We start from the raw sequence: 11,978 nt of genomic DNA, 5'->3' as shown, positions 1-11,978 counted from the left end.
TTCGGAACAGCTATTTAGTCCTGCGCCTGCGGTACTGACAGCACGGCTGTTGACGGCCCCTCATCCGCCGGCTCTGGACACAATGGTCAGGGATCGAAATAAATAGGCAAATAAATCAACAGCTCCCCTGCTGAATATATGAACTTACCTGCTGTTTGTATGAAGAATTATGCTGCCAAAAATTTTCTGTGAACCAGCTCCCGCCGCTAAAAAAAGAAGCCTCTACTCTTGGTTGGCACAATAAACAATTTGGCTCGACCCTGTTTATTTAAAAACGCATCACAAAGGAGTGTCATATGTATAAAAAGATGAAGCTGGCGGGAATTATCAGTGCAGTCTTGCTCTCGGGTACTGTTTATTCTGCCGACATGACGGTGGGGTTCTCTCAAATTGGTTCCGAGTCTGGCTGGCGGGCAGCCGAAACCTCGGTGGCCAAGACAGAAGCAGAGAAACGTGACATCACACTGAAAATTGCAGATGCCCAGCAAAAACAGGAGAACCAGATCAAGGCCATTCGCTCATTCATCGCCCAGGGTGTGGATGCCATCTTTATTGCCCCCGTCGTCCAGACTGGTTGGGAACCCGTGCTGCAAGAAGCCAAAGAGGCGGATATTCCCGTCTTCCTGCTGGATCGCAATATTACCGTGAAAGATGACTCGCTCTTCATGACGGGCGTCGCCGCAGACAGCGTGCATGAAGGGGCTGTGGCTGCAGACTGGCTGGTCAGACAACTCGATGGAAAAGCCTGCAATGTCGTTGAGTTACAAGGCACTGTTGGCGCCAGCGTGGCGCTGGATCGCAAAAAAGGCTTCCTCGATACCGTGGCCAAAGTACCCACCATCAAGATCATCCGGACCCAATCAGGCGACTTTACTCGCAGCAAGGGCAAAGAGGTCATGGAGAGCTTTATCAAGGCCGAGAATAATGGCAAGAATATTTGCGCCGTCTATGCCCATAACGACGACATGGCCATTGGTGCCATTCAGGCGATTAAAGAGGCCGGACTGAAACCGGGTAAAGACATCAAAATCATTTCAATTGATGGCGTGCCGGATATATTCAAGGCGATGATCGCCGGTGAAGCCAATGCCTCGGTGGAATTGACACCTAATATGGCAGGCCCCGCCTTTGACGCGCTACTGGCTTATAAAAAAGATGGCAGCCTGCCCCCCAAACACATCAAGACAGCGTCGATTCTGTTCCAGCCTGACAGTGCACAGGCCCAGCTCGACATGAAAAAGAGCATGGGTTACTAAGTCACGCCCGTCGTGAGCCAGTCCTTTTAATAGCCGGCCATATAAGTACAACCTCTTATATGGCCGGCTATACCGGAGTGCCTATTTTCATGCCAGATAACCATCATGAACTCGTATTAAACGCCACCGGGATCTGCAAGACATTTCCCGGGGTTCGCGCGCTGCACCAGGTGGATTTCTCACTGCGTCGGGGAGAGATAATGGCGTTGCTCGGCGAGAATGGGGCGGGCAAATCCACCCTGGTAAAAACCCTCACCGGGGTTTATCAAGGTGATGCGGGTCGCATCGAGCTGGATGGCGCCCTGATAGCCCCCACGGACACGGCCCACGCCCAGCGCTTGGGGATTGGCACCGTCTATCAGGAGGTCAACCTGCTCCCCAATATGTCGGTGACCGACAATCTGTTCATCGGCCATGAACCCCGTCGGTTTGGCCTCATCGATCGGGCCAGCATGTCACGGCAAGCCAGCGCCATCATGGCCAGCCACGGTTTCGAAATGGACGTCTCGCTACCACTGGGACACTACTCGGTCGCCATGCAGCAGATTGTCGCCATCGCAAGGGCCATCTCGTTGTCAGCGAAGATCCTGATCCTGGATGAACCGACGGCGAGCCTGGATACCAGCGAAGTGCAGATGCTGTTTTCCATCATGCGCAGCTTGAGAGACAAGGGCGTCAGCCTGATTTTCATCACCCATTTTCTCGACCAGGTCTACGACATCAGCGATCGCATCACTGTGCTGCGCAATGGCGAGCTGGTCGGCACCCGTGAAACCGCCACACTGCCGCAGCTGGACTTGGTCAAGATGATGCTGGGACGCGAGCTGGCCGAGAATGCGCTCCAGCGTGCGGGCAAAACCCTGCGCAGCAACCACCCCGCAGTGTCATTCAAACACTATGGCAAGAAAGGGGTGATAGCCCCCTTCAGCCTGGACGTCATGCCGGGGGAGATAGTCGGTCTGGCTGGCTTGCTGGGGTCGGGTCGTACCGAAACCGCCGAGCTGATGTTTGGCATTCAGCCCAGTGACAGTGGCGAATGCCGGGTACGCGGCAAGGTCACCTCGATCCGCTCTGCTCGCCAGGCCGCCGCCAGCGGCTTTGGCTTTTGCCCGGAGGATCGCAAGAACGCCGGCATCATCGCCTCGGCCTCGGTGCGAGAGAACATGGTGCTGGCCCTGCAAGCCCAGCGGGGCTGGCTGCATCCCCTGTCACGCAAGGAGCAGGACGAGATCACGGCGCGCTTCATTGAGCAGCTGGCGATCAAGACCCCGGGTCCGGAGCAGCCGATCCAGTTCTTGTCAGGGGGCAACCAGCAGAAGGTGCTGCTGGCCCGCTGGCTGCTGACCAAACCGCAGTTTCTGATCCTGGACGAACCCACCCGGGGCATAGATGTGGGGGCCCATGCCGAGATCATCCGCCTGATCGAATCACTCTGTGCCAATGGCCTGGCGCTGCTGGTCATCTCATCGGAGCTGGAGGAGCTGGTGAGTTATGCCGATCGGGTGATCGTATTGCGAGACAGAAAACAGGTGGCAGAGCTGGCGACCGATGCGCTGTCTGTCCCTGCCATCATGAATGCCATTGCCATGTGAGGCCTGATATGACGTCATCCATACTACCCATCCCCATCCGGCGAGCGCGGGCCAGCCGGTATTTGCCCACAGGCACGGCGCAATGCGGGGCCCTGCTCTGCGTGCTGCTCATCAACGCCCTGGTCGCCGACAATTTTTTCGCCATCCATATTCAGGATGGCCGCCTGTTTGGCAGCCTGATCGACATTCTCAACCGCTGCGCCCCTGTGGCCCTGCTCTCCCTTGGCATGACACTGGTGATTGCCACTGGCGGCATCGACCTGTCGGTGGGTGCCGTGATGGCAATCAGCGGCGCAACCATGGCAAGCATGGCCACCGGCGACCACAGCATTCCCGTCATTCTGTGCTCCGTGCTCGGGGTCGGGCTCTTATGCGGCTTGTGGAATGGGGTGCTGGTCGCCGTCTTCAAGATCCAGCCCATAGTGGCAACCCTGATCCTGATGGTGGCGGGTCGCGGTATCGCCCAGCTCATCACGCAGGGGCAGATCATCACCTTCAACAACGAGGCCCTGGCCTGGCTCGGCAGCGGGTCACTCTTTTATCTTCCTACCCCTGTCATCATCACCCTGGGGGCGGCGCTGCTCATCTGGTTGTTGACCAAGCGCACCGCGCTCGGGCTCTTCATCGAAGCCGTGGGGATCAACATCAAGGCGGCCAACAATGCCGGCCTCAATACTCCCATGGTGGTGATCGCCACCTATCTGCTGAGTGGCATGCTGGCTGCCGTCGCCGGCATGATAGTGGCGGCCGACATCAGGGGAGCGGATGCCAACAATGCCGGCCTCTGGCTGGAAATGGATGCCATCTTGGCGGGGAACCTCGCTGATGGGAGGACGCTTCAACCTCGCACTCTCCCTGGTCGGCATACTGATCATTCAAGGGGTGAACACCGGCATTCTGCTCTCCGGCTATCAGCCCCAGTGGAATCAAATCGTCAAGGCCATGGTGGTGCTGGCGGTGCTCGTCATGCAATCCCCTGCATTCAATCACCTGTTTTCCCGGGGAGCCCGCCATGTTTAAACGCAATCTTCCCTTGATGGTGACCATCATGGTGTTTCTGGTCGGGTATCTGGTGTGCCTTGCCTCCTTTCCCGCTTTTTTATCTACCCGCATCATTTGCAACATACTGACCGACAATGCCTTTCTTGGCATAGTGGCCGTGGGCATGACCTTCGTGATCCTCTCTGGCGGCATCGATCTGTCGGTGGGCGCCGTGATCGCATTTACCGGGGTCTTGCTCGCCAAGTTGATTGGCGATCTGGGGGTAAGCCCCTATCTGGCCATCCCCCTGGTCATGATGCTGGGAGCCAGTTTTGGTGCCCTCATGGGCTGGCTGATCGATACCCTGAAGATCCCGGCCTTTATCATCACGCTGGCGGGCATGTTCTTTCTGCGGGGGGCAAGCTTCCTCATCTCGGAACAATCCCTGCCCATCGATCATCCGACCTTTACCTACCTGTCGAGTCTGTCATGGAAGATGGCGGGCGGTGGGCGCTTGAGCCTGCTGGCCCTGATCATGCTGGCGGTGGTGTTACTTGGCATGCTGCTCGCCAATCGAACCCGCTTTGGCAACAACGTCTATGCCATCGGCGGCAATGCCACCTCGGCAGCCTTGATGGGGATCTCGGTGCGCCAGACCACTATCCGCATCTATCTGCTTTCCACCACACTGGCGACCCTGGCGGGCATCGTATTTGCGCTCTATACCTCCGCTGGCTATCCGCTCGCCGCTGTCGGGGTCGAGCTCGATGCCATCGCCGCTGTGGTGATTGGCGGCACCTTGCTCAGTGGTGGCGTAGGCACCGTCTTTGGCTCGCTGTTTGGCGTCTTGATCCAGGGATTGATCCAGACCTATATCAACTTCGACGGCACCCTCAGCTCCTGGTGGACCAAGATCATCATAGGCCTGCTGCTGTTTTGCTTTATCGCCCTGCAGCGCATGCTGATCGTATTTTCGGAAAATCGAAAAACCAGCAAACCCGGGCTTTTCAAGCGGCAGGCCTCCATCGAGAGTGCCCCCAGATAATGGCGTGGAGTGAGAACGTATCCCCTTGTTACTCGCTCAGTGCGATGCAATTGCGGCCAGCCAATTTGGCGTGATAGAGGGCGGCATCCGCCTGTTGCACCAGTTCAATGGCTGATTGGGTGGTGGAAGGCTGCAAACTGGCCACCCCGAAACTGACGGTCACTATCCCCAGCGGCGAGTCAGCCCGTGGCAAGGCCAGCGTCAGGATGAGACGGTGAAGATGCTGCGCCGTGGCAAACGCCGCCTGCATGTTCATGTTGGGCAACAGGATGACGAACTCCTCACCGCCGTAGCGGGCCACCAGCTCCCCTGCCCTGCGCCCGGACTGTGACAACGCCTGGGCCAGCGCCCGCAGACAACTGTCCCCGGCAAGATGACCATAGTGATCGTTGAACTGCTTGAAGTGATCGATGTCGAGCATGATCAAGGCCAGTGGCATGCCGCTGCGCAACCCGCGGTTCCACTCCTGCAGCAGAATGTGATCGAACAGGCGTCGATTGCCTATGCTGGTCAGGGCATCTGTGTTACTCAGGATTTCCAACTGCCGGTTGGCTTCGGCCAACTCATGAGTGCGGATCTCAATGATGCGTTCAAGTTCGAGGTTGCGCTCGCACAAGCGCGCCACGGGATAGACTTCGGTATCCTGCGCCAACCCGTAAGGAAGCGAGATCCCGCTATGGGCGATTTTCCACTCGCCCTCTTCGTGGCGGAAGATCAACACCAGCCTGGCCGTCTCCCGCGACAAGATATGGTCAGGTATGGGCAGGTGAATGTGGAAAAAACCGGTCGCGACGACCACATCCTCTGCCAAATCTTGCAATGACAGATCCAGCATTTCGATATGGATCCGCTCGGGGATTTGTGCGAAATCTTTGCGAGTGATGCGTATCCACTCTTCCCGATCGGTGACAAGCTGGTCACTACTGCCTGCATAGCCACTGAAATTGTCACTAAACCGGGTAACAAGACGAACATCACGTGCCGAATACATTTCTATGTATTCATCAAACAATGAACGAATAAGACGCTGACGTTCCACCCGCATAAACTTGCTCCGATCACGGCACTGGGCCACCGCCTTAAATATGACAGGTGAAACGGAACCCGACTAGCCAAGCGACCGTGGCCAGATCTCATAATGAGCAAATCATCAAATATCAAACTTGACATCAAATCCAAATGCGTCTCTAAAAGAGACATCACGATTCAATTAGCGCCAAATTCATTCACTGGAGCCGGGCTAGCAGACTCGAGGATCCCAGCGCGCCCACCCGTACTACGCAGTCAAAGCCTTCGCGCACCAGATCGACCCACCCTACGTCGTTGAAGCAATCGGCCACCACCTGACACCCTTCATCACCACCGGATGGCAGGAAAAATCACGGAAAAATGCAGCATGAATAGATATAAGAATGCTCCCGGAGCAGGAGCATAAATTCAACGTTCGGCCTCGCTATCAAACTGACCAAGACATATTTACATGGTGATCAGCGTGCCCTTTTCGACCAGTGGAAGATCACATAACAAGATCTGCCCCGGGGCATATTTTGGGGCCAAGTCATTGGATTAGGCAACTTGGATAGTGACTGTCACAGCCTTATTTCAAGCGCAGATCATTTTTGACAGAGGTGACACCGTTGACACCTTTGGCGACAACAACTGCTTTATTGATATTGGCGCTGTCTTTAACAAAGCCACTCAACTGTACGACACCTTTAAAGGTCTCTACATTGATCTCGGCTGATTTCAGGTCCGGATCATTGAAGATAGCCGTGACAACCTTGGTGGTAATCACTGAGTCATCCAAGTATTCACCTGTGCCTGCTTTATTTTTAGTTGATGCACAACCTACCGCAGTGACCAGAACGGCGATAGCCAACAGAATTGAAAAGCGATTTGTAGTTTTCATTTAATGTTTACTCCAAATAGTGTTAAACATTTCAAATTAAAAACTGAAATGTATGCTTCATTAGAACATGGTGTCTGTGAGTGCCAGAACTCTGTATAGCGTTACTGTGAATAACGATAACCACACACTCACGCTTGTCGAGCCAAGCAGCCAGCACCTTATTGATTGGCATGCTAAATTATAATTTACGGCTATATCATCTTGTCGTCTGTGCGCTAACGAACATAACGGCTCAGTTAACTGACCACCATATTCATAATGTGACATCTAAAATTGGTTAACGTTAGTATATTCACCAGCGTACACGTCAGATTATGTCATAGCACTCGACGACCTTGAATAATACGAAGTAAAACAACAACTACCGCGATAACAAGCAGCACATGAATGAAACCACCAAGGGTGGTGGCTGTTACCAGACCAACAGCCCAAAGCAGAAGCATCACTATAGCAAGGGTATATAGCATATACTCTCCTAAATAATGGGTTGTGATTGCTCATGAATTATAATAACCATGTTTAAGCAAGCATATATTCATGAGCATGAATATAACATGTGGCCATTCTGCCATGTGTTATTGACGATGTGACATGTCTTTGTTTTTCTGTTCTGGCTGACCAAACAGTCGTGACACCAGCAAAAACATATCTATTCCCGACGCCAAACTTGACGTCACTCTGCCGGTTGTGACTGGCGCGCCTCGCCTTTGCGGTCCCTCATAACCAAGCATAAAACCCGTGCAGGCAGCAGAACAAAGCACAAGAGGATGAGTGAGCCTCGTTTGCAGTGTCTGTTTCATGAGATGGGACAGCCCGACTATCGTCAACTGACGGGACTGCAGTCGCTGCCGCAAGATGGCAATCTTCTCCCGGCGCGAGCCCTGAACAAGGGGGCGGGTGTGACACGCTACAGGCAGCTTCATAAAGGCGCTCCAGGCATGGTTGAGGACTCGTCTGATGGCACGGGTGCATTGCTGGTCGCCACCGCATCGATACATATATTCTGCTGATAACGACGATACCGTATCATGACCCCGCCAATGGCGAGTCCATTGCCCACACTGATGATGAATAAGGCGCTACTCGTAGCCATTCCCTGCTCGAGTAACCAACATAGTGAGGCCGCAGCCAACATCAACCATAAGCTGACTAATAAAAAAGCCCCGACCAGACCACAGACAAGCATGCCAATCAGGCTGCTGATTGCCTGTTGTACTTCCAGCCTGAATAACTGCAATCGCTCTTGCAGTTGTTCACCAAGCAGTCCAAAAACCGAGGTCGCTAGGCTGGTAATTGACACCGACTCCGTCGGTGTCAATTCTGCATCAGGAATGGGCGCACTCTCTGTGGTTCGCTCCGTGTTCATTAACGCTTCTTCAGTAACCAACCCACTAAAAATCCGGCAGAAATGGCAATGCCGAGCGCCATGAGCGGCTTGTCATTAATTTGTGTACGGCACTGGTCGAACAGTTTTATTTTCATTTCTCGCAGATTATCACTTTTCTGTTCAATGGATTCGGCAACATTCATAGCAACGTCAGCTAATTTATCTACCGTTTGATGGGAGCGTTCGCTCAAATTATCCAACGCAGGATGAACTGTCTTGGATGCACTGTCGACAGCGTCATGTAACTTCTTGCTGGTATCATCAACCGATTCAGAAACACTTTCGCCTGACATGACTTGCTTTTGTTCACTCATCATTACTCTCCCGTTCAATATGACAAAGGGCGGATGAAATAATCACGATCCGACCTGACAGCATGATACTTGGTGAAAGGACACCGGCCATGAATTAACACATTACCTGGCGGTGTTACATAAGACACGGGTCAACGCAGGAGTGAATGGATAAACACTATTCAGGGAGGCTCTTTTCAGCCCGCCACCTCCCTGTCACTACGCTATGAAAATTGACTGTAAATATATTCCTTGTCACTCAAAATCATAATCCTGCCAATCAGGCTAGTCTGTACGGTAGAGCACATAAAATGCCCTTGTTTAGTCCTCATCACGTATATATATTTCTCTATGTGCGATAGCGCACATACGGAAGGTAAACAATCTGTGAATATGATAGGCTGGTGAAAGTTTTGTTTAACATTTGGAATATGTATGACTGATAATTATCATCCCCAGCAGAATCACCTGCTGGCTGCGCTATCAGCTGACACATATAGCAGATTGCATCCCCATCTTGAGTTGATGAACTTTCCTTTAGGCATGGTGCTTTATGAATCAGGTGATACGCTTCACCATGTTTATTTTCCTCTCGACTGCATCGTTTCACTCTTGTACGTGATGAAAAGCGGTGCATCTGCTGAAATTGCCGTCGTCGGTAATGAAGGATTGATCGGTGTCGCACTGTTTATGGGCGGAGAAAGCACCACTAATCGTGCCATTGTGCAAAGTGCTGGTTACGCCTACCGCATGAAAGGACAGCTGTTGAAGACCGAGTTCAATGTCCACGGCGATTTGTTGCATCTGATGCTGCGTTACACTCAGTCCTTGTTGACTCAGATGGCACAAACGGCAGTTTGCAATCGGCATCACTCCATTGATCAGCAACTGTGCCGCTGGCTGTTGCTATCGCTGGACAGATTGCCCAGCAACCAGTTGACGATGACTCAGGAATTGATTGCCAATATGCTGGGTGTTCGCCGTGAAGGCGTCACTGAGGCGGCAGGGAAACTGCAAAAACTGGGAGTCATCGAATATCGTCGGGGCCAAATCACGGTGCTGGATCGTCCCAAACTCGAGCGATTAAGCTGTGAATGCTACTCGGTGGTGAAGAAAGAAACCGAACGCCTGCTCCCCTATATGCACTCGTCAACCAAGTCAGTGCCAATACCCAAGCCCCTTGAGCGCGTCACTCACAGCGGCTGACGACTGGGCCAGACGTGCATAAGGTTGTCTGGCGCCTGGGAGGGCTTTTTTAGTCCTTCATAACGGCTGCAATAGGCATGGGCGCAGATACCTTGCGTCTTGGCAAGTGAGCCAGAAACACATGAGATAACCCAGGCTAGCGCGACACACCCCAAGGAGAGCGCTGGCTTTACGCTCCGACATCCCCTTTATGCCGAGCATGACTCGGCTGTTGTTATGTAATGAAGGTTCCCTCGACACAACCTGCGTCACGCTGTATTGGCTGTGTTTGACATGGAAGAAGAACATCACCACATGACACCAGATAAAAAAACGCCCTTCACAGAAGGGCGTTTTGGTTGAGGCATGTCGGTAATTAGATGCGGACCGGCTCTTTTTTCTTCTGCAGAGCGAAGAACTCTTGCGCTTCCTGATGCGGATCCTTCCCGCCAGCTTTCGCTGCCAGCTTCAGGTTGCAGTGCGCCTTGATCATCTCAACAACAGAGAGCGATTGCAGATGCACACGGTAGGACTCTTTGTCCTTCAGCGTGATGAAAAGGACTTTTTCCTTTTCGATATCGACGGTGATCTCCATCCCCATCGGCAGGCCATAGAGGAACAGGCCGGTTTCTTTGGACTGGACCCCGAACAGGATGTTGTATTGATAGGTAGTCTTGTGGGCTGTCGTGTGCTCCCAGAAAATCCAGGCATCATTCTTTTGTTCATCCAGGCCGGTGAACGCACTCGCGATGGACTCGGTCAGTTTTTGCTTCGGCGCTGCACCAAGCACGACCCCCAACACCTTGCTCAATATCTCCAGCACCTTGTCTACCATCAACTGGACGGCGGAGTTGGATTGTTCGACCACTTGATCGGTGAAGTTGATCACCGCCATTTCAGGATGCTTTTTGATGAGGTTTATGGCTGTTTGCACATCAAAGCGGAGTGACTTCTTGTCATCAGTGGGCACCAGCGCCTGCTGGAAAACCTGCGCCATCGCAAACGCCTGGGGGGCAATGTTGGGATCCGTGATGGAGAAGATCTCGTTGAAGTTAATCTGGTCCGCACTCGCACTCGCACTCAGCGAAACATAGATGTTTCGAGTCACAACGTTCTTCACTTTATCAACTGTGGTATTCATTGATTCGTCCTTGTGTTGTCTTGTGATTGCTTACTGTGGTGTTCAACGGCCAGTAAGGCATACCTCAATGGGACTGATGGGAGGACAGAGACACACAGCAGGAGGCCACAGGAAGACGCAGGGGATCGCCTATGTGTTAGCAATGCGATGGCTTGGGGTAGTCGAAGGAGAGGAGCAGGCAGACGCTCAGATGGTGACAGGAAGAGGACGGTGAGGCAACAGGCTGGCTGGATAACTAAGGGGGGATGGGGGAAATCAGCGCGGCTTGATTACTCAAGATGCCCTTACAGATTTTTTGCAGAATTTATCGACGGGGTAAAATTACGCGAAGAGTCATGTCAAAATCAGCAATCTATAGATTCATAAGAGGATGCCGCAGTGGCTAAAGAAAGAACCACGCTGGAACAAGCAATGGAAGCTGATTCATTGTATGAGACCGCGATTACACGTTGGGTTGAGCAACAACCGGAGTTGGCAGCTAAAGCAAAGCAGATTATGGATGATGTGACCGGCTGCTTTGAACCGGAAGTGGCAGAAGTGCTAATAAAAATGCGTTCTCTTCCTTCGGGAGAGTTTATGGATTGGTACAACAAACAGCATTGTGTGACCACACCATTAACTCAGTGGTATCTGATCGTAAGAGGGTTCAGCTCTCCTCTAAGTTATAACGAAGAAAAGCGGACATGGCATAGAACCCCCTATAAGGGCACTGTTTATCATTCTGTCAGCTCGGCAGAGTGCGTATTGCCGTCTATTGAACGTTATTCAGCAAGAATTGCAAAGGTCGTTATTGATGGATGCGGGTTGTCTCTATCTTACCTTCCTGCATCTGTTGAAAGAGGACCTGACTGATCATGAGCTGAGTAAAGCCAATCTGGGACACGTTCTGATACCGGATACCCTCGAAGATTTAGCTAGATGGTTCCGGCTCGACTTTCTCTACGAAGCTGGGCGATTCTATGCGTAGGAGATTGCGATCATTCATGAGGCTGTAGAAGAGTTTCCTGTTTTTCGAGCCTGTAAATAATTCTGTGTAACTGCCCACTCCATTACAGGTGACCGTTCAGGCGATCACCGTGCATATTCCGGCCGATCATGAACACCGATTCCGGTTCAACGTGAACACCATTTCCGGACCAATGTGAACGCTCATTCCGGCTCAACCTGAACACTTTGCCCCTTCGGTCTC

The 11,978-nt window shown here is 52.6% G+C and carries 12 protein-coding genes; 6 read left to right on the top strand and 6 right to left on the bottom strand.

Annotation, left to right across the window (positions count from 1 at the left end):
* Positions 1-308: 308 nt before the first annotated feature.
* Genes ytfQ through yjfF form a run of 4 tightly spaced genes read left to right on the top strand, consistent with a single transcriptional unit; the run spans position 309 to position 4,874 of the window.
* On the top strand, positions 309-1,256 hold the full coding sequence (gene ytfQ / locus AXW79_RS20505; protein WP_269199280.1) for a galactofuranose ABC transporter, galactofuranose-binding protein YtfQ: 948 nt from the start codon (positions 309-311) through the stop codon (positions 1,254-1,256).
* A 59-nt stretch (positions 1,257-1,315) separates the two neighbouring features.
* The gene (locus AXW79_RS20500; protein WP_331200022.1) at positions 1,316-2,848 is read left to right on the top strand and encodes a sugar ABC transporter ATP-binding protein; all 1,533 of its coding nucleotides are present in this window, start codon (positions 1,316-1,318) and stop codon (positions 2,846-2,848) included.
* A gap of 8 nt (positions 2,849-2,856) precedes the next feature.
* Positions 2,857-3,885: an ABC transporter permease gene (locus AXW79_RS20495; RefSeq protein ID WP_011898738.1), complete on the top strand. Its 1,029-nt coding sequence runs from the start codon at positions 2,857-2,859 to the stop codon at positions 3,883-3,885.
* A complete protein-coding gene (gene yjfF, locus AXW79_RS20490; RefSeq protein WP_011898737.1) occupies positions 3,861-4,874 on the top strand; it encodes a galactofuranose ABC transporter, permease protein YjfF in 1,014 nt (337 codons plus the stop codon). Before AXW79_RS20495 ends, yjfF begins: the two co-directional genes overlap by 25 nt.
* Before the next feature lie 28 nt (positions 4,875-4,902).
* On the opposite strand, the gene AXW79_RS20485 is transcribed toward yjfF, so the two are convergent.
* From AXW79_RS20485 to AXW79_RS20465, 5 genes are all read right to left on the bottom strand, one after another.
* Entirely contained in the window at positions 4,903-5,919 is a 1,017-nt protein-coding gene (locus AXW79_RS20485; RefSeq protein ID WP_011898736.1) for a GGDEF domain-containing protein, read from the bottom strand.
* Positions 5,920-6,471: 552 nt separating this feature from the next.
* Positions 6,472-6,783: a BON domain-containing protein gene (locus tag AXW79_RS20480; protein ID WP_011898735.1), complete on the bottom strand. Its 312-nt coding sequence runs from the start codon at positions 6,781-6,783 to the stop codon at positions 6,472-6,474.
* Between the two features lie 317 nt (positions 6,784-7,100).
* Entirely contained in the window at positions 7,101-7,250 is a 150-nt protein-coding gene (locus tag AXW79_RS23120; protein WP_111906204.1) for a lmo0937 family membrane protein, read from the bottom strand.
* Between the two features lie 452 nt (positions 7,251-7,702).
* Positions 7,703-8,149 (bottom strand): hypothetical protein, encoded by a 447-nt coding sequence (locus tag AXW79_RS20470; RefSeq protein WP_005311344.1) that lies wholly within the window; start codon positions 8,147-8,149, stop codon positions 7,703-7,705.
* On the bottom strand, positions 8,149-8,484 hold the full coding sequence (locus tag AXW79_RS20465) for a DUF883 family protein (RefSeq protein ID WP_005311346.1): 336 nt from the start codon (positions 8,482-8,484) through the stop codon (positions 8,149-8,151). Before AXW79_RS20465 ends, AXW79_RS20470 begins: the two co-directional genes overlap by 1 nt.
* A 414-nt stretch (positions 8,485-8,898) precedes the next feature.
* Here AXW79_RS20465 and AXW79_RS20460 point away from each other — a divergent pair, with 414 nt between their 5' ends.
* Complete coding sequence (locus AXW79_RS20460; RefSeq protein WP_011898731.1) at positions 8,899-9,669, top strand: Crp/Fnr family transcriptional regulator; 771 nt, start codon at positions 8,899-8,901, stop codon at positions 9,667-9,669.
* A 355-nt stretch (positions 9,670-10,024) separates the two neighbouring features.
* Here AXW79_RS20460 and AXW79_RS20455 read toward each other — a convergent pair whose 3' ends face one another.
* Entirely contained in the window at positions 10,025-10,789 is a 765-nt protein-coding gene (locus tag AXW79_RS20455; RefSeq protein ID WP_043151353.1) for a cytolytic delta-endotoxin (insecticidal protein), read from the bottom strand.
* A gap of 378 nt (positions 10,790-11,167) precedes the next feature.
* On the opposite strand from AXW79_RS20455, the gene AXW79_RS23115 reads away from it, so the two are divergent.
* Entirely contained in the window at positions 11,168-11,641 is a 474-nt protein-coding gene (locus AXW79_RS23115) for a hypothetical protein (protein ID WP_011898728.1), read from the top strand.
* Positions 11,642-11,978 lie beyond the last annotated feature (337 nt).

The sequence above is a fragment of the Aeromonas salmonicida subsp. salmonicida genome, assembly GCF_001643305.1.
Lineage (GTDB): Bacteria > Pseudomonadota > Gammaproteobacteria > Enterobacterales > Aeromonadaceae > Aeromonas > Aeromonas salmonicida.
The sequence above is the reverse complement of the archived record's forward strand: the minus strand, read 5'-3'. Positions and strand labels throughout refer to the sequence as shown.